Below are 22,976 nucleotides of genomic sequence, written 5' to 3'. Positions count from 1 at the left end.
GCGTGATGGAGATGCACTACGAGTACCGGCACACGGTGGGTTTCGAGGAAACCAACATCGTCGGGAACGTGTACTACGTCAACTACCTGCGGTGGCAGGGGCGGTGCCGGGAGATGTTCCTGAAGGAGCGGGCCCCGGAGGTGCTGGACGACCTGCGCGACGACCTGAAGCTGTTCACGCTGAAGGTGGACTGCGAGTTCTTCGCCGAGATCACCGCGTTCGACGAGCTGTCGATCCGGATGCGGCTGGTCGAGCTGGCCCAGACCCAGGTCCAGTTCGGGTTCGACTATGTCCGGCTGGATCCGGGCGGGGGCGAGACCCTGATCGCCCGGGGCAACCAACGGGTGGCGTGCATGCGTGGCCCGAACACCCGTACTCTCCCGGCCCGAGTGCCGGAATCCCTGGTCCGAGCGCTGGAGCCGTACGTGCTCGCGGCGTCTCGGGCCTGACCGGACGGCACTGGAGGACGACTGTGGATGTTCAGGCAAAACCGTCCTCGACGGCCGAGACCCAACTGCTCCGCAGTTGCTTCAGCGCGTACGCCACCGGCGTCACGGTGGTGACCGTCGGTGGCGACGCGCCGCACGGCATGACCGCCAACTCGTTCACGACGGTGTCGCTGGACCCGCCGCTGGTGCTCGTGTGCGTGGGTCGGCAGGCCATCATGCACGGGCTGCTCGCCGAGACCGGCACGTTCGCGATCTCGGTCCTTGCCGCGGAGCAGGAGGGGGTGGCGCGGTTCTTCGCCGACAAGCGCCGCCCCCTGGGCGCGGAGCAGTTCGAGGCGGTGGACTGGGTACCCGGCCAGATCACCGGCGCGCCGCTGATCCGCGGCGCGCTGGCGCACTTCGAGTGCAAGCTGCGGGCAGGTTACGACGGTGGCGACCACACCATCTTCGTCGGCGAACTGCTGTCGCTGGACCGGCATCTGGACGACAAGGCCCTGCTGTTCCACCTGGGCAGGTTCCATCAGTTCGACTCCGAGTGAGGTGACGTGGCGACATGACAACCCTGGATCGAGCACGGCGGGTTCCGCCCGGGCCACCGCGCAGTTCCGCGATGCGGATGCTCGCGGTGATGAACCGGGACCGGCTGGGCATGATGACCGACGCGGCCGCGGCCTACGGCGACGCGGTCCGCATACCGGTCGGACCGAAGTCCCTCTACTTCTTCAACCACCCCGAGTACGCCAAACACGTGCTCGCCGACAACAGTGCTAACTACCACAAGGGCATCGGTCTGGTGCACGCCCGGCGGGCGCTCGGCGACGGGCTGCTGACCAGCGAGGGTGCGCTCTGGCGCAAGCAGCGTTCGGTGATCCAGCCGGCGTTCCAGAGCAAGCGGATCGCCGCCCAGGCCGGGGCGATCGGGCTGGAGGCCGCGGCCCTCGTCGAACGCCTGCGGGCGTACGAGGGCCGCGGGCCGGTCGACGTGGTCAAGGAGATGACCGGACTGACCCTGGGGGTGCTCGGGCGTACGTTGCTCGACGCCGACCTGGGTGCGTTCAGCGAAATCGGCGCCTCGTTCGGCACGGTCCAGGACCAGGCCATGTTCGAGCTGGCGACGCTGAGCGCGGTGCCGACCTGGATCCCGCTGCCGACCCAGCTCCGGTTCCGTAAGGCGCGGCGGGAGCTGCAACGGATCGTCGACCAGTTGGTCGACGAACGCCGGGCGAGCACCGAGGACCGCGACGACGTCCTGTCCCGGCTGATCATCTCGGCCGGGCAGGAGGTCGACCCCCGGGTCGGTCGGGAGCGGCTGCGCGACGAGCTGGTTACCCTGCTGCTCGCCGGGCACGAGACGACGGCGAGCACGTTGACCTGGAGTCTCTACCTGATCGACAAGCATCCGCAGGTGTGGGAGCGGATGCACGCCGAGGCGGTCGCGGTGCTCGGCGACCGGCCGCCGACCTACGAGGACCTGCGGGGGCTGACGTACACGGCGATGGTGGTGGAGGAGGTCATGCGCCTCTACCCGCCGGTCTGGCTGCTGCCGCGCAAGGCGTTGCAGGACGACGAGGTCGGCGGGTTCCATGTGCCGGCCGGGGCGGATGTGCTGGTGTGTACGTACACGCTGCACCGCCACCCCGAGTTCTGGGAGTCGCCGGAGAAGTTCGACCCGGAGCGGTTCGACCCGGCCCGGTCCGGGGACCGACCGCGGTACGCGTACATCCCGTTCGGCGCCGGGCCCCGGTTCTGCGTCGGCAACCACCTGGGCATGATGGAGGCGGCCTTCGTACTCGCCATGCTGGCCCGGGACCTGCGACTGGTGAAGGCTCCGGAGCACGAGGTGGTGGCCGAGCCGATGCTGTCGCTGCGGATGCGCGACGGACTGCCGATGACGGTACGTAGCGTGCGCTGAGTCAGCTCGACACCGTACGGAATGTAGTTACTGCCCGCCGGCGTTCGCGCCGGCGGGCAGTTCCGGCGAGCGCGGCCGGTTCAACGGCTCGCGCTCGCCGGTTCACACTGTCAGGCCGCGGCAAACGGCCCGTAGGAGTTGCTGGTACGGGCACCGGCCCGGATCAGCGCGTCCTTGCGTACGTCGAACAGCGCCAGCAGCACCGGCGGATCCATCGTCCGCATCGGCTTGAGCTGTAGGTCGACGGACTCGATGGTGCTGTCCCGGCGCATCTCGATCGGCCCCACGATGCCCACCGACAGGTCGTCGTAGTTCAGGCCGGCGCCGTCGGGTGAGTCCTCCGTGCCGGCCGGAACCGCGTGCGCCAGCAGGTACCAAGCCCCCTTGGGTACCCGCTCCAGTGCGTACTGGCCGGCGCGGTCCAGGATGGCGCAGCTCACCGGCCGGCCTTCCGGGATCCGGTCGGGGAACAGGCCGACGAAGGTGACCTGACGCACCGTTGTGGGATGGGCGTGGATGACGCCCCTGACCGTGCCGTACGCGGCCTCGGTGCCGCTGTCCGGACGGATCTGCGGGGTGTACCCACCGAGCCTTCGGTAGGTGGTCGGTGACAGCCCGACGCTTCGCGAGAAGCGGGAGCTGAACGTGCCGACGCTGGTGTAGCCCACCCGCATGCTGATGTCCGCGACGTTCAGCGACGTCGAGACCAACAGTTGCTTGGCTCGTTGCAGCCGCAGAGCGGACAGGAAACGTCCCGGCGACAGGCCAGTTGCGCGCTGGAACATCCGTGAGAAGTGGAACTTGCTGAACATGGCCACCCGGGCCATGTCGTCGATCGTGAGAGGCTCGCTCAGATTGTCGAGCATCGTGGCGATTACCCGTTCGACAGCTTGTTCGGCGGTATCGTGCATCGCGATTCTCCCCCGGATCTTAACCGTTACCCGACAGGTTGCACACAGGGACAAAGGCGCATCCTCATTGACGTCGCACGATCGGAATGGGAGCGGCCCCTCGCTCGCCATTCGTTTCGGCCCACTGACAACGCATCCCCGAAGTCGCTATCGCTTGAAAGCGTGCGGTTCGCGGAATTGCCCACTCCGGTGGCCGTACGCATCACAAGCGATAGTTGTCGATGCTAGACCATTCCGTAACGATCAGCAATGCCCGCCTCAACGGAGCGTGTTTACGCAGGTGACATACCCTTTACGATCCCCACCTACGGGCCCCTGGCCTGGGAAGACACGTTCTGTACGGTCTGGACCGGTTCGAACTGAGCAACAATTTGGAAAGAAGATGGTGGTGATTCCCGATATCCATCGACAGGAGTCACGGACGGGTGATGCGTCCGCTTTCGCCACTGATCGAGGTGATTCAATAGCTGATCTTGCGGAATACCACCTTTGCTCGCACCTCGTACCGATCCCGCAGGACGGCCCCGACGCCCCCCGGACCCCCGTCCCGCCCCGTTCAGCTCGTCACAAAACCCCTGGTCAGAGCCGCTTTTGCCGGCCCTCGCCAAGGCTTGCGGTACTCGATCATGTGTGGCAACATGCATTGAGCGGACCCCACAAACCTCTGGAGTTCGATGAAAATTTCGGTACTCAGCCGGCAGAGCGGGGTCCCGGTTGCGACGATCAAGTTCTACCTGAGAGAGCAGCTGCTGCCACCAGGTACACCTACCGCCCGGAACCAGGCCGAGTACGACGAAGAGCATCTTATACGGCTAAAACTAATTCGGGTCCTGACCGGCATAGGAATGATGAGCATCGCCTCGGTCCGCGAGGTACTGGCAGCGATCGACGACAATTTCCTCTCACCTCGGGCGGTGGCCAAGGTGGTCACCAAGGCACTGCTCACGGAGTACCCCTCGGACGACTCGGAGCCCGGCGCCCTGGAGGCGGCACGGTCGCGTATTGACGAATTTGTCCGCGATGTCGGTTGGCGGGTTGATCCTGACGCACCGGCCAGGGCCACCCTGGCGCAGGTCTTCGTGGCGCTGCGGTACCTCGGCTGGAACGGCGACATCGACGCCTTCGCGCTGTACGCCTCCGCCGCCGACGCCCTGGCCAGGCGCGAGCTGGACGAGTCGCCGCAGGAGAACACCGCCTCGGCGGTAGCCCGCACCGTGCTGTACGAGGTGGCGTTCGCCGCCATGCGCCGGATGGCGTACGAGCACTATCTCGCCCTGCGTGCGGCCGGCGCCGGGGCCCCCGAACAGGCCCCGCCGGTCGACTGAGCGGGCGTCCGTCGCCCCCGCCCAGCGGGGGCGAATCCACTTTCGCCACTGCCGTGACTATTCCCGGACGAGGCCGCTGCTCTTCTCCCAAATTGCGCAGGTCAGGCGGAACGCGACCTTAGAGCACTTCTTGAGAAGACACCGGGTGAAGGCGACGCGAGGATATCGATGGTCGGAAGGTAATTGGTCCGGGCGTGACGGAATAATCAAAGGAAGGAAGGACGCTCGCTCGTCGCGCAGTGAGCGCCCAGGCGCAGTCCATAACTCGCCGGGCGCCGGCCGTACATCCACCCGGCTCCACGGGCCACAGCCCCGCCCAGCAAGCACTCACACCACAACCGTGCATCGCCGGACGCGATCCCCGGTTGTCGAGCGCTGCCCTGTGCCGTCTATTTCGAGGGGAAAACGATGCCATCGAAACCCGGCGTCCTTCGCCGGTTAACCCCGGCCCTGTTCGTGCTCGTCCTGACGGGCACCCTGTTCGTGGCCGCTCAACTACCGGAGGCGTCGGCCGAAGATCGTGCGTCGATGGCCTCGCGGTTCCGGTTCGTCGAGTTGCCCATCGCACTGCCCGAAGGGCTGCCGCAGCGCCATGTCCGCGAGGTGAACCCCGAATACGAGCACATCAAGTCCTGGATCTCCTCGGTCGGCGCGGCCATCTCGGTCAACGACCTCGACGGGGGCGGGGTCGCCAACGACCTGTGCCTGGTAGACACGCGCAGTGACGCGGTGATCGTCACTCCGGCGCCGGAGAGCGGCGGCACCTACCCGCCGTTCGTGCTCGACCCGGCCCCGTTGCCGATGAACGCGACGATGGCGCCGATGGGCTGTGCCCCCGGTGACTTCAACCAGGACGGCTGGACCGACCTGCTGGTCTACTTCTGGGGTCGGACGCCCGTGCTGTACATGCAGCGCGGCACGTCCGCGCCGCTGAGCCTGGCCACCTACCGCCCGATGGAGCTGATCCAGTACGGCACCGCGCCGGACGGGCTTTACCACGGGCCGCAGTGGAACACCAATGCGGTGAACATCGCCGACTTCGACGGCGACGGGCACCCCGACATCGGGGTGTTCAACTACTTCCCGGACACGGCCGTGCTGGACCCGCAGGGGCTCAAGGGCGTGACGATGAACCACTCCATGTCGCGGGCCCAGAACGCCGGCGGCGCGCACATGATGCGCTGGAAGTCCGCCACGGTCGGCGCCGAGCCGTCGGTGACGTACGAGGAGCAGCGGTCCATCGACCCGGACCTGGCCACCGGCTGGACCCTCGGTGCCGGCTCGGCCGACCTGGACGGCGATCTGCTGCCCGAGCTGTACATCGCCAACGACTTCGGCAACGACCGGTTCTTCCACAATGTCTCCACCCCGGGCAACATCAAGTTCACCGTCGCCGAGGGCCGTCGGGGCGCTTTCACCCCGAAGTCGCTGGTTGTCGGGCACGACTCCTTCAAGGGCATGTCGATCGAGTTCGGCGACCTGAACTCGACCGGCCGGTTCGACATGTTCGTCAGCAACATCACCGCGAGCTGGGGCATCGAGGAGAGCAACTTCCTCTGGAAGAACACCGCGGACAACGTCGAAGAGGCGCGGGACAAGCTCAGCCGCGGCATCGCCCCGTTCGACAACAAGGCCGCCGAGGCGAACATCGCCTGGGTCGGCTGGGGCTGGGACTCCAAGATGGCCGACTTCGACAACAGCGGCCAGCTCACCGTCGTCCAGACCACCGGCTTCGTGAAGGGCCACATCAACCGTTGGAACTGGCTCCAGGAACTCGCCATGGCCAACGACCTCATGCTGGCCGAACCGCACATGTGGCCGAACGCGGAACCCGGTGACGACATCGCCGGCTCGTCCCCGTTCGCCTTCTGGGTGCGAGAGGACAACGGTCGGTACGTCGACCTCGCCCCGGACCTCGGGATGACCGACACCACGCCGTCGCGCGGGGTCGCCGTCGCCGACGTCAACGCCGACGGCAGCCAGGACTTCGCCGTCGCCCGACAGTGGGGACCGCCGGCGTACTTCCGCAACACCAAGCCCGCCGACGGCAACTTCCTCGGCCTTCGGCTGCACCGGCCGGTGGCCGGCGCCACACCGGGCGCGACCGGTCCGATCGGCACCCCGGCGTACGGGGCGCTGGTGAAGATCGTGACCAAGTCCGGGCGTACGCAGGTGGCCCAGCTCGACGGCGGCGGTGGCCACTCCGGCAAGCGCAGCTTCGACATCTTCTTCGGGCTCGGCGACGAGGCGAACCAGCCGGTCTCCGCCGAGATCTGCTGGCGTGACCTCAACGGCACGATGCACAAGCAGACGCTCGACCTGAGCCCCGGTTGGCACGACTTCATGCTTACCAGCCAGGCCCAGGAGGTGGCGGGCTCATGACCCACGTCGAACGCATCAGCACCACCGGTGTCGGCGTCCGTCCCCCGGCCGCCACCGCGCCGGCCCGGACCGACCAGGCGGTCACCGCCTCGACCGGGGCACCCGCCCGGACGAACCGGATCGACCCGACCGACCCGCGCTACCTGGCGCTGCGGAACTTCGCCATCTCGATGAGCATCTTCAACATCCTCGGCTACTCGGTCTTCGGATTCGAGCAGCCGTGGACGTGGCCGCTGTTCGCCCTCGCGATCGGCTACACCACCGAGTTCGTCTGCGAGACGATCGCGGCCTGGGCCGGAAAGCGGCCCGCGGAGTACGCCGGCAACGGGGCCTGGGGGCTCTACACCTTCCTGCTGCCCGCCCACATCACCTCGCTCGCGGCGAACATGCTGCTCTACGCGAACAACATCTTCTGGCCGATCGCCTTCGCCGTCGTGGTCTCGGTGGGTCAGAAGTACGTCCTGCGGGCGCCGATCAAGGGCCGGTTCCGGCACTTCATGAACCCGTCCAACTTCGGCATCACGATCACCCTGCTGGCGTTCTCCTGGGTGAACATCGCGCCGCCGTACCACTTCACGGAAAACGTGCCGGACGTGATCCGGATCGTGATCCCGGTGGTCATCCTCGCGGCCGGTACGGTGCTCAACGCCGCCCTGACCAAGAAGGTCGGCCTGATCATGGGCTGGGGCGGTGGTTTCGTGCTCCAGGCCCTGGTCCGGCACTGGATCTGGGACGTGTCGCTATGGGGTGCGCTGGTGCCGATGACCGGGGTGGCCTTCATCCTGTTCACCAACTACATGGTCACCGACCCCGGCACCACCCCGAGCCGGTTCCGGGACCAGTTCATGTTCGGTGCCAGCGTGGCCACGGTCTACGGCATTCTGATGGCATTCAACATCGTCTATACTCTGTTCTTCGCGGTCACCCTCGTCTGCCTGGCCCGCGGAACGTGGTGGTGGATGCGGTGGCTCGGTGAGCGTCGGCGCGAACGTGCGGCCGCTCCGGTAACGGTGGTGGCACAACCGGCAACCGCCTGACCACAGGGCTGGTACGGGTCCCGGCGAGCCGGGGCCCGTACCGGTCCGTGTGCACCTGACGTCCTCCGACATCGCCGTCGGAGGTCGTTCTCGTACCCGTGCAGTCGTCGGAGCCCGTTCTCGTCCCGTGCAGTCGTCGGAGCCCGTACTCGTTCCCGCGAAGAGGAGTTCCCGTGAGCGTCTCACCCCAACTCGTCACGGCGCCGCCCACCGCGACCCGACCGCGAACCGGTCGGATCGTCGTCCTCAGCGCGTTGGCCGGCGTACTGCTGGCCCTGGTCTGGTCCTACCACTTCGTCGACGCGGTGATCGGCGACAACGTCGCCAACGCCCTGCTCGGCCACGACGCCAAGGCCACCGCCATCGCGGGGACCGCGGCCGGACTGCTGTTCGCCTTCGTCTCCGGGCTCGCCGGCACGTTCACCGCCTGCAACATCGCGATGGCCGCGGCGATCGGACCGATGAGCCAGGCCGGCGCGACCGACGGCACCAGCGGCACCCTGCGTACGATGCTGCGGCCGGTGGGCTGGCTGACGCTCGGCATGGTCTCCGTGTCGGCGGTCTACGGGTTCGTCGGCGTCCTGCTCGGCGACCGCCTGCCGCAACTGTCCACCGAATCCATCGGCGACATGCCGGTACGGCTCCTCCAGTCGTCGGTGGTCTTCGGAGTGATCGGACTGGCGCTGACCTACCTCGGGCTCGCCGCGCTCGGCGTACTGCCCGACCCGTTCGCGACCCGCCCCGTGGCCCGCGTCGTCGTGCTCGGCGCACTGGTCGGCGGTTTCCTCATCGGACGCCCGTACCCGCTGTTCAACAAGCTGTTCCACTGGGCGGTCGACTCCGGCAACCCGTTGTACGGCGCCGCCGCGTTCGTACTCCAGTCACTGGGCAACATCGTCATCGTCACGATCCTGTTCGCCCTCGTCATCGCCGCCACCCGGGGTCGTTTCCTGGCCTGGATGGCCCGCAACCCGGTCCGGATGGCCATCATCACCGGAAGCCTCCTCATCGCCCTGGGCGTCTTCACCGTCGTCTACTGGGACGTCCGGCTGCCCGCGATGTTCGGCTTCGGCTGGTTCCCCACCCTCCCCTACAACAACTAACCCCCCACACCCCCTCCCCCCTCCCTCCCCCCTCCCTCCTCCCCCCGCACCCCAAACCCCTCGCCGATCTAGGGCAAATACGTGTGATTGGAGATCAACTAGCACGTATTTGCCCTAGATCAACGCGAATCCTCGCCCCGCGCTCGTCCGGTGAGACGGGGAAGGGGTTTTTCTGTGGATTAGTGCGGGGGCTGGGGGGTGGGGCGGTACGGGTGGAAGGAGGTCCGGAGGTCGGCGACGAGGAGGTCGGGGACTTCCATGGCGGCGAAGTGGCCGCCGCGGTCGTACTCGGTCCAGCGGACGATCCTGTGGTTGGTCTCGGCGAGGCGGCGTACCGGGGCGCCGATGTCGCGGGGCAGCACGGCGACCGCCGTGGGTACGCTCGACGGTGGCTCCGGCTCACCCCAGTTGGAGGTCTCCTCCTTGTAGTACCGGGCCGACGAGCCGGCGGTGGCGTTCAGCCAGTAGATCATCACGTTGGTCAGCATCGCGTCCCGGTCGACCGCGTCCTCGGGTACATCGGTGGAGTCGGTCCAGTCCTTGAACCGCTCCACGATCCAGGCGAGCTGCCCCACCGGCGAGTCGGTCAGCCCGTACGCGAGACTCTGCGGGCGGGTGGCCTGGAGCAGCGCGTACGCGCCGATCTCGTAGTCGAAGCGGGCCGCGTTCCCGACCGCCTGCTGCTCGGCCGGATCGGACGGGTCGGCGTTCTCGGCGGTCAGCGACGCCGACGGGATCAGGGTCAGGTGCACCGCCGCCAGATGATCCGGGTCGATCAGCCCGAGTTGCCGGGAGATCAGCGCCCCGGTGTCGCCGCCGTGCGCGACGTACCGGGAGTAGCCGAGCCGGCGCATCAGCTCGGCCCAGGCGGGCGCGGCCCGCTGTACCGACCAGCCGGCGGCCTGGCCGGAGAGGCCGAACCCCGGCACGGTCGGGATGATCACGTGGAACGCGTCGGCCGGGTCGCTGCCGTACCCGGCCGGGTCGGTCAGCGGACCGATCACGTCGAGGAACTCGACCACCGAACCGGGCCAGCCGTGAGTGAGCAGCAGCGGCAGCGCGTCGGCCCGCGCCGAGCGCACGTGCAGGAAATGTACGTCGTGCCCGTCGATCTCCGTACGGAACTGCGGGTACGAGTTCAGCCGCGCCTCCCAGGCCCGCCAGTCGTACGTCGTGCGCCAGTATTCGGCCAGCTCTCGGGTGTAGCCGAGCGGTATGCCGTAGGTCCAGCCGACGCCGGGCGCCTCGTCCGGCCACCGGGTCTGCTCCAGCCGGCGGGTGAGATCGTCAAGCTGCGCCTGCAATACTTCGATGCGAAAAGGCCGGATCTCTTCGTTGTTCATGTGATTGACGCTATCGACGGTGCCGGCCGGATCCTGTCCGCCTTTCCTGCCACGATCAACGAATGTTGGCGAACGCGTCCCGGCTGCTGCGACTGCTCACCCTGCTCCAGAGCCGGCGGGACTGGTCCGGTGCCGAACTCGCCGACCGGCTCGGCATCAGCGCCCGTACGCTCCGCCGCGACGTCGACAAGCTGCGCGAACTCGACTATCCGGTGTGGGCCGGCATCGGGCCCGGTGCCCGTTATCGGCTCGGCTCGGGCGCCGCGCTGCCACCGCTGGTGCTCGACGACGACGAGGCGATAGCGGTCGCGGTGGCGTTGCGTACGGTCGCCGGTGGCGGCGTGACCGACATCGGCGAAACCGCCCTGCGGGCGCTGATGAAACTCGAACAGGTGCTGCCCTCGCGGCTGCGGCACCGGGTCGGGGCGATGCAGATCGACACCGTGCCGGTGGCGGCGGACGGGCCGGCGGTGGACACCGACCTGCTCACCCTGGTCGCGACCGCCTGCCGGGACCGGCAACTGCTGCGTTTCGACTACCGCTCCTACGACGACACGGAATCCGTACGCCGGACCGAGCCGTACCGGCTGGTGTCGTGGGGACGGCGGTGGTACCTGGTCGCCTGGGACCTCGACCGGGAGGGCTGGCGCAGTTTCCGGCTCGACCGGCTGCGGCCGTACACCCCGGTCGGGCCCCGGTTCGCCGGCACCCGGCAGCCGCCCGACAACGGCGACGCGGCGGCGTTCCTGTCGCGGTCGGTCGCGGAGGTCTGGCCGATCCAGGCGTCGGTCCTGCTCCATGCGCCGGCCGAGACGATCCGGGACCGGATCTGGCCGCTGCACGGGCGACTGGAGGCGGTCGACGGGCACACCTGCCGGCTGCACCTCGGCGCGGACACACCACGGATGCTGGCCTATCTGCTCAGCGTGCTCGACGTCGACTTCACCGTCGAGTCACCGCCGGAGATGGTGGCCCACCTGCACGCGGTCTCGGCCCGCTTCGACCGCGCCGCCATCTCCTCCTCGGCCTACTCCGATCTGAGCTTTGACTCCGGCCACCGGCAGACCCAACCAATCATCCATTGAGCCTAATCACGGTCGACCCGACGGTCACGCACCTGGGACAGTAGGCGACGCAGGGTCACGAGACGACCAATTTCTGGCTATGGTATCGATCTCGAATCCCTCGAATCACTTAGGACGACAGGTGGGCGCTCCCAAGGAGATGCAGCACGCGCATGTGCGCCAGGTTCGCGCACGACTGTACGGCGAGGCCCAGGTTGCGCAGGCAGCGGCCGAGAACCCAGACGATCAGCCTTTGAGCCGGTGACCGACCCGATCCGTCCACCGAGGCGGGCACTGATCATGCATTTCACACACATCAGCAATCTTCCGTCGATTCTTTCCGCTGGAAGGCTTGTCGCCGACAACGCGGTCAGCTCACGATTGATCACGGACGTCGGTGCGGCCGATATCAAGACAAGCCGTCGCAGGCGAGTGGTCCCCTGCGCGCCCGGTGGAGTCGTGGCTGACTACGTGCCGTTCTACTTCGCCCCCCGCTCGCCGATGATGTACAGGATTGCGTGTGAGCACCGCGACGGAAAGCCGGACTGTTACCCAGGCGGAGACGATCCTTTGATCTACCTGGTCAGCTCGGTCGACAGGGTAGCCGGGTCCGGGGTGCCCTGGGTTGCCAGCGACGGCAACTGCGCCGCCCATCTCACCCGATTCTCGCCCTTGATCCATGATCTGGAAGATTTGGTCGATTGGCCCCTTATGCGAGAACGAATCTGGCGAGATGTGCCAGAGGATCAAGATCGCGTCAGGCGCAGGATGGCAGAGTTCCTGGTCCATCGTGAGATCCCGCTCAGCCTGATCACGGGCTACGCCGTTCGGACGACGGCCCGGAAGGCCGAGCTTGAGCAGGTCCTACGCTCGGCTGACATCATCGACCGGTACGTTGCTGTCAGACCGGACTGGTACTACGGATATCCGCGAGGGGAGGTGCGAGAGTGATCGTCATCAGCCATGGCAACCTCCTGACAGCGGATGCCGAAGCCCTGGTCAACACCGTCAACACGGTTGGTGTGATGGGCAAGGGTATCGCGTTGCAGTTCAAGCGCGCCTATCCGCCGAACTACGCGGCCTATCGGATGGCGTGCGCAGCAGGGCAAGTCAAACTAGGCGAAATGTTTGTTTTCGACTCCGGACGACTCGGCCTCCGCCGCTATGTGATCAACTTCCCCACCAAGGGGCACTGGCGCGCCCGGTCCAAGCTGGTCGACATCCGCAGAGGTCTCGCGGACCTCGTCCGGGTGGTTCACGAACACAAGATCAGCTCCGTAGCGGTGCCCGCCCTCGGCTGCGGGAATGGCGGCCTCGACTGGGAGGAGATCCGCCCCGAGATCACACGGGCCTTCGCCGAACTGCCGGACGTACAGGTGCTGCTCTTCCCACCGGAAGGAGCCCCCGACCCTGGCGACATGCCAGTCGCCACCAAGAAGCCACCCCTGACCCCCGGACGAGCCGCCCTGCTCCGTGCGGTCGACCACTATCTGGAGCGCTCGAAGGCGTTGGAACCCAGGGACGGGGTAACCACGCTCGAAATCCAGAAGATCGCCTACTTCCTACAGACCTTGGGCGAACCGCTGCGCCTCGACTTCGACCGAGGCCGGTACGGGCCGTACGCCGAGCGCTTGAACCAGGTTCTCGACCGTCTGGAAGGGCACTACCTTCTCGGCTACGGGGATCGATCGGCACGGGTCGAGGAACTGCGTCCGATCAATCTGACGCCTGGGACGGCCGAGGCCGTGTCGGCCTGGTTCGAATCCAACGGCAACGCCGCCGAAGCATCCCTCACCCGACTGGCCCATCTCGTTGACGGCTTCGAGACTCCATACAGTCTCGAATTGCTCGCCACCGTGCACTACGCCGCCGATCTGGATCCACCCACGAACGATCTCGGTCAGTTGATCGAGCGGGTTCAGACTTGGAGCGGCCGCAAGGCCCGGCTCTTCACGCCCGCTCACGTAACGATGGCGTACGACCGGCTGCGATCCGCCGGCCTGCTGCCGCTGGTGACCGCTTAGCGTCAGTGCTGGCTGCCGGCCTCATCCGTGGGTGGGCCGCCGTGGGTCCAGGGGGTGTCCTCGCGGGACGGGAAGGCGCCGGGCGGGACGTAGCCGTCGGTCAGGGTGGTGTAGCAGAGCCGCTCCCCCACCTCCGGGACGGTGCCCGGTGGCGCGGTCAGGCCCCGCCCCATCCCGCCGGACAGTTCCAACACCACCTCGGTCTTCGACCCGTCGCCGGTCCGGGTGACGAAGACGACCCGGGCCTTCTGCGCCGGCCGGGTCGGCGAGCAGAGCGTGGCGCCGGGTTGGACCAGCACGGGGTCGGTGGTGACGACCATGATCCGGGGACGCAGCACCGGCCGTTTGCCGGTGTCGTCGACCCGCGCCGGGTCGGCCAGGGTCACCTCACCGACGAACGCCTCCCCGGTCAGCCGGTGGTCGGCCATCACCAGCGGGTCGTCGTAGGCGCGCTGGACCGCGTACGAGCTGAGCGCGCGTTCGAGCCGGTGCAGGCGCTGTGCGGCGGCGACCGCCCCGTCGCGGCGGGGCTGCGGCTGGCCGCCCTCGTCGGTGTAGCCGGCGTAGTCGGTGAACACGTCCCGGTCGGCGTCCCAGCGTCCCGCCACCCGTGCCCCGGCCGGCAACGTGCGCAGCCGCGCCAGGCCCCGCCACATCAGCCGCCAGGTCGGCTCCAACTGGCCGTGCAACGCCTCCGCCATGGTCGCGTACGCCCGCCGCCTGGCCGGCTCGTCGTCGGCCGCGACCGCCGCCTGGTGCGCCGCCATCGCCGGGGCGAGTACGTCGTTGTCGAACCCGGGGTCGGTGGCCGGTCCGGCCGGCGGCCAGATCGACGGGTCCTCCGCCTCGGCGGCGGCCACCGGGCCGGGCACGCCCGGTGGCGGGTCGATCCAGCCGAGCTGTGCGGCCAGGTTCAGGTCCTCCACCGAGCTCTGCCCGGTCGCCCAGTGCAGACCGAGCGCGTCGGTCAGCGCCACCAGCAGCGACGAGCCGGGGTGCTCGGCCCGCTCGGCGAGGAAGGTCAGCCACCGCCCCACCAGCGGCACCGACGCGTCGACCGGATAGTCCCCGTCGGTACGCCGGAACCGGGTGTTGCGGCCGAGTAGGCGCAGGAAGGTGATCCCGCCGGAGTTGGGTACGAGCAGTTGCGGCGCCTCGACGTACCGGTAGCGCACGTCCCGTCCCCGGTCGATCGGCACCGACTCCGACACGCCCCGGTGGCTGCCCAGGTACGGCAGCAGCACGGTGCCGAGCGCGGTGACGAAGTCGAGCCGCTGATCCCGGTTGCGCGGCTGCGGCACCACCAGCAGCCGGGGCCGCTCCGGTGCCGTGCCGACCAGCATCGCCAGCGGGGCGTTCGCCTCGCCGGCCATGGTCAGCGGCACCAGGACCAGTGGCCGCTCGGCGAGGTGCAGGTGTCGCACGGTGGCGGTCGGTTGGGCCACCCCGGCGGCGAGCGCCTGCGCGCGGGCGAGGGCGGTGAGCGTACTCATGACAGGGCCTCGGCCCGCAGCCGTGCGGCGGCCTGGAGCATCGCGGCGGCCTCGGCCTGCCCGTCGGCCGGGGCCAGTTCACCGCTGGCGAGGGCGAGCACGGTCGGCACCCGTTCGACGCCGCCGAGTTCCTCGCGGACCGATTTGCCGAGGCTGCCGGTCTGGCCGCGCGCCTCGTGCCGGCAGAAGAAGGCGAGTTCGCAGCTTGCCATGCACTCCGGCGCGTAGCGCGCCTCGACCACGCTCAGCGCGGTGGTCAGGGCTTCCGGCGGCCGGGTCGGTCGGCCGGCGCGGTCGGGGGCTAGGTCGAAACTCAGATCCGCGGGCAACGCGGCCACCAGCTCTTCGACCCGCGCCATCCGGGCCAGTTGCCGACGCAGGGTCGACAACTGCTTGCGTACGTCGATCAGCGCGGCCACCGGTTCGTTGGTGAAGTCGCGCGGGCAGACCAGCAGCACGTCATGCGACACGATCGCCGGGTCGTGCCCGCCCTCGGTCAACAGTTGCCGCATCGCGAGTACGTAGACCGCCGCCTGGACCGCCGCGGCGGATACCTTGCTCGGGTCGGCCTGCCCGTCGATCACCGGAAACGACTTGATCTCCACGACGTGGAACCGGCCGTCGACCCGGAACGCGATCAGGTCCGGTTCCAGGTAGACGCGCTGGCCGGCGACCTCCAGCCGGAGCAGCGGATGGTCGAAGATCAGGGCGTCGCCGGACGCGGGTGCGCCGGCCGCCGCGCCGATCAGTTGCCGGGACCGCTCGTACCGTTCCTCATTGCTCTCGACCGGTCGCATCGGTTCGACATCGATGTCGGTGTCGGTGTCCCTGTCGGCGTCCCTGTCGGCGTCTTTCTCGGCGTCTTTGTCGGTGTCGGTCGGGTCGGCGGTCGGGTCCGGGGTGCCGCCGTCGAGGTCGGTGTATTCCGCGTCCGGGATCGGCAGGCCGAGCCGCTCACGCAGCAGCCGGAGCAACTCGACCCCGCCGTCCGCCTTGACCTGCCGTTCGAACGAGTTGCCACGGGTGATGGCGAAGCGGGACTGGCCGTAGCGGGCCGGGAAGCCGACGTGCTCGGCCAGCCGGGGCTTGTCGACCCCGGCCGCGTCCAGCACCGCCCGCCGGTGACAGCCCGGATTGCCGGTCAAGGCGGCGATCGTACGGGCGTTGTGCCGGCGGGGTGCGACCGCGCCACGCAGCCGCTCCAACCAGCGCTCGGTGGAATCCCGTATCAAGCTGGAATCCGGCATCGACGCAGCGTACAAGCTCACGGTCGGATCGCCGCCGATCGCCACCCACGTTCACCGCTCGCACCCGGTCGGCCGATCGTCCTGGTCCTGCCTGTCGGACCCGGCGACCAACGCCATCGGGATATCCCAGGCGGACGCATAACACGTTTTTCTCGTACACCATCTTTGATGTACGCACGCAAAAGATGGTGTACGAACTAAAAGCATGAGTTTCCCTGGCGGCGCCCTCCCGCCGCCCGGCCACAGTTGGTAGTGCTTTATCGCCCGATTTGCGGTCAGATCGCCCGTAGTCGGCGGCGTACCGGTGGGTCGTGGACCCAGCCGACGAACCGAGCTTCGGCCTGTTTGGGGGTCAGGTCGGGCAGGGTTGCCGTTGCCTTGTCGCGGAAGCCGCCCATCACTTCGGCGAGTCGGGGCCGGTTTCCCTGGTAAAGGGACCACATGCGGCGGCGGAACACCTGGCAGGGCCACTCCTCGGCGTCGTCCTTGCACCGCCAGTCGTCGCCCGGCCGGTGCGGGGCGCCCATCGGGACGCCAGCGTCCGGGTCGTTTTCCACGCTTCCTCCTTTCAGAGCAGGTGAACCCGCTCGGTGCCGCCATCGGGGTTCCGCACCGTGAGGCTTCCCCCGCCCCGTTCCGTCAGATCAAGAACCAGGTCGAAGACCACCAGCGCCCGGTTGATCGTGTCGGTCTTCGTGTCCCGTGACCGGGCGCACGCCGAGCCGAGCGCGTCGACCGCGCGCGGCATCAGGTTGACTGTGATCTTCGTGAGCGTCGACCGGTCCGGGTCAGCCACGACGACGCTTACCGATCTCGATCATCGGTATCGTCGGGGCCGGCGGCCGGGTCTTACGCGACCAGCACGGGCAGGAGCACGGCGCCCACGGCAGCCACGACTTCGACCACGGCTTGACCCACCCCCGGCACCGGTCGCACTTGGCGCTGTCGCTGCCGCAGTTCATGCAGAGCGGCCCGTCCGCCGCCGGGGCATGCGGCCCGTCCGTCACGGGGGTAAGCGGCTCATCCGTCACCGGGCCACCGATGCCACCGATGCCACTGTTTGGCGTTCGCGTTGCGCCCAGGCCAACTGCGCGCACCCATCCGCCCGACACTGCGGACACCGCCGCCCATTGACATGACCCTGAAGCGTCATCCCGGCGGCCCACCAGATCCCGGCCCTCGTCAACGGCTCATCCTGCCTACTCATAATTCACCTTTCCCTGCACGGTCCTGCGTACCGGTGCTCACGTCACGCGCGAGAGCCTGGAGAAACTCGATCGCACGATCCATATACGGGCACCCGTACTGGGTGCAATGGAGGCAGACCGGCCGCCAGAGGCGCGAATTACGGTGCCGCATGACCTCACTCCGAGCGATCCACTTCAACGTCTCAATACTCAATTCCCCACCCATCAGTCACACGACGGGATTCCGCCGGACGCGCCCGGCCCCTCACCGGAGATCTCCGGAGCGGCGGTCGGGTTCGTCTCGTCATCGCTCACAGATGCGCCTCCATCTCGAACAGCCGGGTGAACATCGCGCAACAGGCGCGGTAGTACGCAGGGACCGGCACATCGTCGCCTCATGACCACCGACTCGGGTCGCTCGCGGTCGGACACCGCACACACCCGAACGGACACGGAGGCCGGCGGTAACCCGGAAGCGCAGTGGTCCGCACGACACCAACCCAACCCGCCACCCGCTCACCGTCCGGGCCCAACTCCACCCCCACCAGGGCAACCCAATCCGTACGACCCAACTCCACGTCCACCGGGTAATGCGTCACCCGCAGACGCAGGTCCTGCCAACCCTCCGGCCACTCAAACGGCCCATGACCGAGCAGGTACGACGTCGGATCGATCGTGAACACGTCACCAACCTTGACCAACGGCTCATCGGGCATGCCGGCCCCCGTTCCGACGACCCACCCGATAGCCCATCCGCTGCCCGAACATGAGCAGCGGCCCCAGGTTCGCCGTCGGCTCGTCCGTCCACGCCGGCCAGGCCGGCGGTGGGGGCGCCGGGGACGGGGGCGGGGGCGGGGCGAGCAATCGAAGAACGGAATCCCACCAGACCTGAACGACGAACATCGCACACCCCCTCGGTAGCGCAACTCCCGCTCGTCCTTGCAAATTGCGGTTCCCGATTGGATTCGAGCGAAAGTGCTGTGCCTCCACCCTGGACTGCCGACATGGGATGGCGGAAGATACTCGCAGAGCATTTACGGCGGATAGCCCTGGCTGCGTTGCCGTACGAGCGGGCGTGGACTTTATAAGAGGGGATAAGTGTGAATAACCTTCCGGCGCAACTCAAACAGCTTCGCGCGAAGCGTGCAGTTACCCAGGACCAGGTAGCCGACGCGATCCAGGTGAGTGGTTCCTTGATCGCAGCCTTCGAGACGAATCGGTTGATCCCCAAGCCCGACACCGCCAAGGCCCTCGACGGATACTTCGAGACCGGGGAGGAGGTACAGAAGGCGGCGTCCGAGGCCCGGAAGAACCGGCGCCCGGCGCCGAGCTGGTTCCTCCCCTGGGAAAAGGTGGAGGAGACGGCCTCGACCCTGCGCTACTTCCAAGGAACCCTGATCCCCGGCCTGCTACAGACGGAGGCTTACGCGAGAGAGGTGTTCGCCCGCACGGGTCTGCACACGGATGAGAAGGTGGCGAGTGAGGTCGCCCTCAGGATGGAGCGGCAAGCCGCGATCCTCGACCGAGAGGATCGACCCACATTCATCTTCATCCTGGATGCCGCCACCCTCCACTGCGGCCCTCCCGAGATCGCCAAGGAGCAACTGTTACACCTGGCCGACGTGGGCGCCCGGCCGAATATCTTCATACACGTCGTCCCCGCCTACGCCGCGTTGCACGGGGGCCGCAGCGGTTCCATCTCTCTGGCAAACATCGAGGGCGGGAGCATGGTTGGCCTGCTGGAGGACTTCTTTGAAGACAGGGTAGAGGTGGAGCCGGCCCGCGTATCCAGCATGGATCGTTTGTGGCACGCTATAGCGGCGGTCGCGCTCCCTTGCGACCAGTCAAGAGACCTTATCCTGAGGTTGGTGGATGATCATGACGACTCAGCGGCCGACCTGGCGTAAGTCCAGCCGTAGCGGCCAGAGCGGCGGGAACTGTGTCGAGGTTGCCGACAACCTGCCCGGTCGCGTCCTCGTTCGCGACAGCAAGGATCAGTCCGGCCCGGCGTTGACCTTCGGCCCGACGGCGTGGCAGGCGTTCGTCGGGCTCGCCAAGCAGCACTGACAACAGCCCCGACGCTCCCCGCGCCCAGAGACACGCGCGGGGAGCACTGTCGTATCCAGCGCCGAACGCCCCCCCGACCGCGACCAGCCTCAACCGGATGCAACAGGCCATGAGCCTCCTCCTCCCCCGCCGCACACACCGAACGGCGCGACGATCTTGCACTTGTGGTGGCGAACAAATCCGGACAAGGGTCCTAATCCGGGCGCCACAAGTGCAAGATCGTCGACGAAGTTGGTACGCATTGCGGGGAGTCGATGGATTGCGTCGCGATGTCGGGGTGATCTCGGTTGCGATCCGAGGGTTCTGCCGAGCAGTGCCGGCCTTTTACCGGGGCGATGACCTGGACGAGTTGTGGCGACACGCCAACCTCAGCCCCGGATCCTGGGAGCGCCTCCAATGATCAAGTATCGCCGGTTCACCGCCGGCCTACGCCCCACTCAAATCCACTCGACGCCGTCTGGGCCGCGACCGCCACAAGAGCCGGTCACCAGGGGGGCGATGGTCATCATGGCCCGTGCCAGCGGCAACACCGTTCGGTGATCGCCCGCCTGGTCCAAGACGACGAAGACGGCTGCGCTGGGCATGAAAAAGTTACGCCTTTACCACTCCGTTACCACGTGCCCACTCAGCAGAAACATTGATCTTAATAACATTGATGCATGCGCATGTTTGCAAACATGCAACGTGCTCTCGGGGTCACGCTCAGCGCGGCATTCGCGCTGGTGCTGATCCTCACCCTGGCCAGCCCGGCCCAAGCGATCGAGGCCAACCGGTGGGGGTGGCTACGCCACCAACCGACCTGGAACAACCTCATCTACGCCGACTACAGAGGACCACACGCCGCCCGCACCGCCACTACCGCCAACGACGAGTCCGAGCATCGGTTCATCCCCAAGGAGGGCGGTGCCTTCGAGATCGTCCAGTCCACGGCGACCTGGACCTGCCTGGACAGCAACCACGCGCGCAACGCCTACGGACTCCGCTGCAACGGCGGCGACTACCAGCGCTGGTGGGTGAACGCCGTCGGCACCGGGACCTGGGGATTCACCGTTTACGAGATCCGGAACAAGGCGACCGGCCTCTGCCTAGACGGCAATAACGCCGGCGCTGTCTACACCCACCCCTGCAACCGCGGCGTCTTCCAGCAGTGGGCCTACCAACCTTTCTAGTGCTGTCACCGTGAAGGTTGACCGGGTTGGGTCAGGCTGCCCAAGTGGTGGCCTGGCCCCATCGGCCGGTCTCGTCGTCGCCCTTCGGTTGCAGCCCGCAGCGCCACACGGATCGAACGACATCGCTCGCCACTGTTCACCTACTCACGGAGGCAGAAGCATGGAAATCCGGTTCGTCCATCTCACCCGGCTTGGAGCAGCGACACTGACAGCAACGCTGATGCTGTCGGTACTACAAGCGCCCCCGGCTCATGCCAGCAACCATGCCACACCGGTGGCCGAAACAACGATCGTCACCGACGGTGAGACGTGGTCCATCCAGCTACCCGACTCCTCGGACGAGGATCCCACCGTGGCGTATCCCGTCTCTTACTGTAGCGGCACCTTCACCGGTCCACGGAGGATCAACAGCACTTTGGAATGGGGTGGGCAGCAAACCTGCGAAGATCCCCAAAACCGCCCGCACTGGATCTTCGTACGACTGGAAAGTACCTGCGACGGCATCCTGTGCGTCATCTTCACCCAACACGACAGGCTGCGCAGCCCTTTCTCCCAAGACCTCACACGGGTAGCGACCGTTCAAGCCGGTGAGGGTTGCGACAACACCAACCGCCGCAAGTTCCGCTTGGTCGCTGAGATCTATGCCCGGGGAGCACATCAGGGCAACGTGTTCTCGGACGAGATCACCATCGCTTGCAGTGTGTGAACCTCCACCGATGACGTACCCAGACCGGTAGGTTCGGGCCGTGACCAGTGAGTTTCCGCGACCGCGCCTGGTGAGCGCCCCCGAGGTCCTGCACGACAGCGACGGCTGGGTGCTGTGGCACTCGGGTGTTACCGACGGGCCCCACGGGTTGCAGACCGTTGTCGAGGTTATCGACACCAGTGGGCGCGACCGAGTTACGGGACCGGCGTGGAACGTCGGGGAGAGGGATCGGTGGCCTATCGAGGTGACCGCCACCGAGGGCGCCACAGACCCGGTGACACCGAAGGCGTTCTCAGAGGAAAGCACCCCTCGCTCGTACCGGCTGTTCGTATCGTTCGGACGCTACGGCAAACGCCTCGGCCCGCGACCCGACACGGACGAACCCGTCCTGCTGACCTTCACTGTGCCGCCCCTTGATGTACGGGTCGAACGCGCGCTGACGTGAATCGCCCGAGCCCTGTCGTCCGGTCAGGTGGTGCCGGTGAGTTTGCCGATCGTGTCGCGGTTGACCAGGGCACGGTTCGGGGTGGCCAGGCGGGCCTGCTCCGGGTCCAGGAAGTCGATCAGGGCGATCAGCTCGTGCTGCATTTTCACCAGGCGCTCGTTCCCGTCGTAGTCGGCGGTGGCGATCACGTCCACGTCGGCCCGGATCCGGGTGAACCAGGACGCGAACCGGGGATCGATGTCGAGCCGTTCGCAAAATTCGGCGTAGCCCATCGACTCGTACCGGGTGCCGGTGCTGTCTTCGACGCGTACGAGCAGTAGTTCGCCGATCGCGCGCTGTTGGCCCCGGAAGAGGCGCAGTGGTGGTGGGGTGTCCAGCGCGGCGACGATCTGCGTCATCCGGTCGAGAAAGCCGAAGAACGCTTTGTTCCGCTCGACGTCGCCGAGGTCGAGGAACTGCTGGTCCCGTCGGATGATTTCCACCCAGCAGAGATACTCGGCCAGCACGTACACGGTGTAGTCGCGGGTGTACCGCTCGTCGTCCGGGTCGCCGCAGTGCAGGTAGGTGGAGAGAAAACCCGGCCGTACGGCGTTGAACATCCGGCCCTGCAAAGCGTGCGCGGACCAGAGCAGCGGTTCCCGGTAACGGCTGAGCAACTGCTCGGCCAGTTCCGCCTTGCTCTGCCGTTGCCGCTGCTCCTCCAACCGGTACTGCAACACCGTCACCCGGCGCGCGGAGAGGGTGGTGAACAGGACACTGAGGAGGGAGACGACCGCCGATCCGATCGCGATGAAGACCTCGGGTTGCACGGCCGACAGCCTGCCCGATCGGGGCCCGTTGTGTCGACCCGCCTACTCTCCGACAGTGCCGTGAACTTTCCCACCACACGATGTCGGCCGGCGCGGTTTTGCCGGCAACGAATCGAAGTCGGTCTAGTCTGTGCGATTCACGGCTTGCTCGCAGGCGCGCTCGGCGTACCCGATATTGCGGCTCTGACCTGGGCAAACGTCGCGGGTTCCGGGCGGCGGGATCGAACCGGAACGGTTCGGTCGGTGGTGGTGGAGAGGCGCAGGCCGAACGGAGTGGATCTTGGCCCGAAAGATGGGGCTCGA

General features: G+C 67.3%; 22 protein-coding genes. 15 read left to right on the top strand and 7 right to left on the bottom strand.

Going from position 1 to position 22,976, the window contains the following annotated elements:
- Window positions 1–5: 5 nt before the first annotated feature.
- From OG792_RS04920 to OG792_RS04910, 3 genes are read left to right on the top strand one after another with little or no spacing between them, the layout of a single operon-like run.
- Window positions 6–449: an acyl-CoA thioesterase gene (locus OG792_RS04920; RefSeq protein WP_329111121.1), complete on the top strand. Its 444-nt coding sequence runs from the start codon at window positions 6–8 to the stop codon at window positions 447–449.
- Between the two features lie 23 nt (window positions 450–472).
- Complete coding sequence (locus OG792_RS04915; RefSeq protein ID WP_329107733.1) at window positions 473–988, top strand: flavin reductase family protein; 516 nt, start codon at window positions 473–475, stop codon at window positions 986–988.
- 14 nt (window positions 989–1,002) lie between these two features.
- Window positions 1,003–2,361, top strand: coding sequence for a cytochrome P450 (locus OG792_RS04910; RefSeq protein ID WP_329107731.1), 1,359 nt, complete (start codon window positions 1,003–1,005; stop codon window positions 2,359–2,361).
- 110 nt (window positions 2,362–2,471) lie between these two features.
- On the opposite strand, the gene OG792_RS04905 is transcribed toward OG792_RS04910, so the two are convergent.
- A complete protein-coding gene (locus OG792_RS04905) occupies window positions 2,472–3,272 on the bottom strand; it encodes an AraC family transcriptional regulator (RefSeq protein WP_329107729.1) in 801 nt (266 codons plus the stop codon).
- 674 nt (window positions 3,273–3,946) lie between these two features.
- Here OG792_RS04905 and OG792_RS04900 point away from each other — a divergent pair.
- The 4 genes from OG792_RS04900 (at window position 3,947) to OG792_RS04885 (ending at window position 9,119) form a co-directional block, all read left to right on the top strand.
- Entirely contained in the window at window positions 3,947–4,597 is a 651-nt protein-coding gene (locus OG792_RS04900; RefSeq protein WP_329107728.1) for a MerR family transcriptional regulator, read from the top strand.
- Window positions 4,598–5,005: 408 nt separating this feature from the next.
- Window positions 5,006–6,979 (top strand): CRTAC1 family protein, encoded by a 1,974-nt coding sequence (locus OG792_RS04895; protein ID WP_329107727.1) that lies wholly within the window; start codon window positions 5,006–5,008, stop codon window positions 6,977–6,979.
- Window positions 6,976–8,016, top strand: a complete 1,041-nt coding sequence (locus OG792_RS04890) for an enediyne biosynthesis protein (protein WP_329107725.1) — start codon at window positions 6,976–6,978, stop codon at window positions 8,014–8,016. Before OG792_RS04895 ends, OG792_RS04890 begins: the two co-directional genes overlap by 4 nt.
- A gap of 173 nt (window positions 8,017–8,189) precedes the next feature.
- Complete coding sequence (locus OG792_RS04885; protein ID WP_329107724.1) at window positions 8,190–9,119, top strand: hypothetical protein; 930 nt, start codon at window positions 8,190–8,192, stop codon at window positions 9,117–9,119.
- A gap of 179 nt (window positions 9,120–9,298) precedes the next feature.
- On the opposite strand, the gene OG792_RS04880 is transcribed toward OG792_RS04885, so the two are convergent.
- On the bottom strand, window positions 9,299–10,447 hold the full coding sequence (locus OG792_RS04880; protein ID WP_329111119.1) for an epoxide hydrolase family protein: 1,149 nt from the start codon (window positions 10,445–10,447) through the stop codon (window positions 9,299–9,301).
- 77 nt (window positions 10,448–10,524) lie between these two features.
- On the opposite strand from OG792_RS04880, the gene OG792_RS04875 reads away from it, so the two are divergent.
- The 3 genes from OG792_RS04875 (at window position 10,525) to darG (ending at window position 13,550) form a co-directional block, all read left to right on the top strand.
- Window positions 10,525–11,547, top strand: a complete 1,023-nt coding sequence (locus OG792_RS04875; RefSeq protein ID WP_329107722.1) for a helix-turn-helix transcriptional regulator — start codon at window positions 10,525–10,527, stop codon at window positions 11,545–11,547.
- A 240-nt stretch (window positions 11,548–11,787) separates the two neighbouring features.
- On the top strand, window positions 11,788–12,477 hold the full coding sequence (gene darT / locus OG792_RS04870) for a type II toxin-antitoxin system toxin DNA ADP-ribosyl transferase DarT (RefSeq protein ID WP_329107719.1): 690 nt from the start codon (window positions 11,788–11,790) through the stop codon (window positions 12,475–12,477).
- Entirely contained in the window at window positions 12,474–13,550 is a 1,077-nt protein-coding gene (gene darG / locus OG792_RS04865; RefSeq protein WP_329107718.1) for a type II toxin-antitoxin system antitoxin DNA ADP-ribosyl glycohydrolase DarG, read from the top strand. The genes darT and darG overlap by 4 nt, the downstream gene beginning before the upstream one ends.
- 2 nt (window positions 13,551–13,552) lie before the next feature.
- On the opposite strand, the gene OG792_RS04860 is transcribed toward darG, so the two are convergent.
- The 4 genes from OG792_RS04860 to OG792_RS04845 form a co-directional block, all read right to left on the bottom strand.
- Entirely contained in the window at window positions 13,553–15,043 is a 1,491-nt protein-coding gene (locus tag OG792_RS04860; RefSeq protein ID WP_329107716.1) for a hypothetical protein, read from the bottom strand.
- Window positions 15,040–16,290, bottom strand: coding sequence for a hypothetical protein (locus OG792_RS04855; RefSeq protein WP_329107714.1), 1,251 nt, complete (start codon window positions 16,288–16,290; stop codon window positions 15,040–15,042). Before OG792_RS04855 ends, OG792_RS04860 begins: the two co-directional genes overlap by 4 nt.
- A gap of 275 nt (window positions 16,291–16,565) precedes the next feature.
- A complete protein-coding gene (locus OG792_RS04850; protein WP_329107712.1) occupies window positions 16,566–16,847 on the bottom strand; it encodes a hypothetical protein in 282 nt (93 codons plus the stop codon).
- A gap of 11 nt (window positions 16,848–16,858) precedes the next feature.
- Entirely contained in the window at window positions 16,859–17,038 is a 180-nt protein-coding gene (locus tag OG792_RS04845; RefSeq protein WP_329107710.1) for a hypothetical protein, read from the bottom strand.
- Window positions 17,039–18,577: 1,539 nt separating this feature from the next.
- On the opposite strand from OG792_RS04845, the gene OG792_RS04840 reads away from it, so the two are divergent.
- From OG792_RS04840 to OG792_RS04820, 5 genes are all read left to right on the top strand, one after another.
- Entirely contained in the window at window positions 18,578–19,384 is an 807-nt protein-coding gene (locus OG792_RS04840; protein ID WP_329107708.1) for a helix-turn-helix domain-containing protein, read from the top strand.
- Window positions 19,356–19,544, top strand: coding sequence for a DUF397 domain-containing protein (locus OG792_RS04835; RefSeq protein WP_329107707.1), 189 nt, complete (start codon window positions 19,356–19,358; stop codon window positions 19,542–19,544). The genes OG792_RS04840 and OG792_RS04835 overlap by 29 nt, the downstream gene beginning before the upstream one ends.
- 659 nt (window positions 19,545–20,203) lie before the next feature.
- Complete coding sequence (locus tag OG792_RS04830; RefSeq protein ID WP_329107705.1) at window positions 20,204–20,713, top strand: RICIN domain-containing protein; 510 nt, start codon at window positions 20,204–20,206, stop codon at window positions 20,711–20,713.
- 160 nt (window positions 20,714–20,873) lie between these two features.
- Window positions 20,874–21,419, top strand: coding sequence for a hypothetical protein (locus OG792_RS04825; RefSeq protein WP_329107703.1), 546 nt, complete (start codon window positions 20,874–20,876; stop codon window positions 21,417–21,419).
- 40 nt (window positions 21,420–21,459) lie between these two features.
- A complete protein-coding gene (locus OG792_RS04820) occupies window positions 21,460–21,864 on the top strand; it encodes a hypothetical protein (protein ID WP_329107701.1) in 405 nt (134 codons plus the stop codon).
- A 23-nt stretch (window positions 21,865–21,887) separates the two neighbouring features.
- Here OG792_RS04820 and OG792_RS04815 read toward each other — a convergent pair whose 3' ends face one another.
- Entirely contained in the window at window positions 21,888–22,673 is a 786-nt protein-coding gene (locus OG792_RS04815; protein ID WP_329107699.1) for a hypothetical protein, read from the bottom strand.
- Window positions 22,674–22,976 lie beyond the last annotated feature (303 nt).

It is taken from the genome of Micromonospora sp. NBC_01699 (genome assembly GCF_036250065.1).
Lineage (GTDB): Bacteria > Actinomycetota > Actinomycetes > Mycobacteriales > Micromonosporaceae > Micromonospora_G.
The sequence above is the reverse complement of the archived record's forward strand: the minus strand, read 5'-3'. Positions and strand labels throughout refer to the sequence as shown.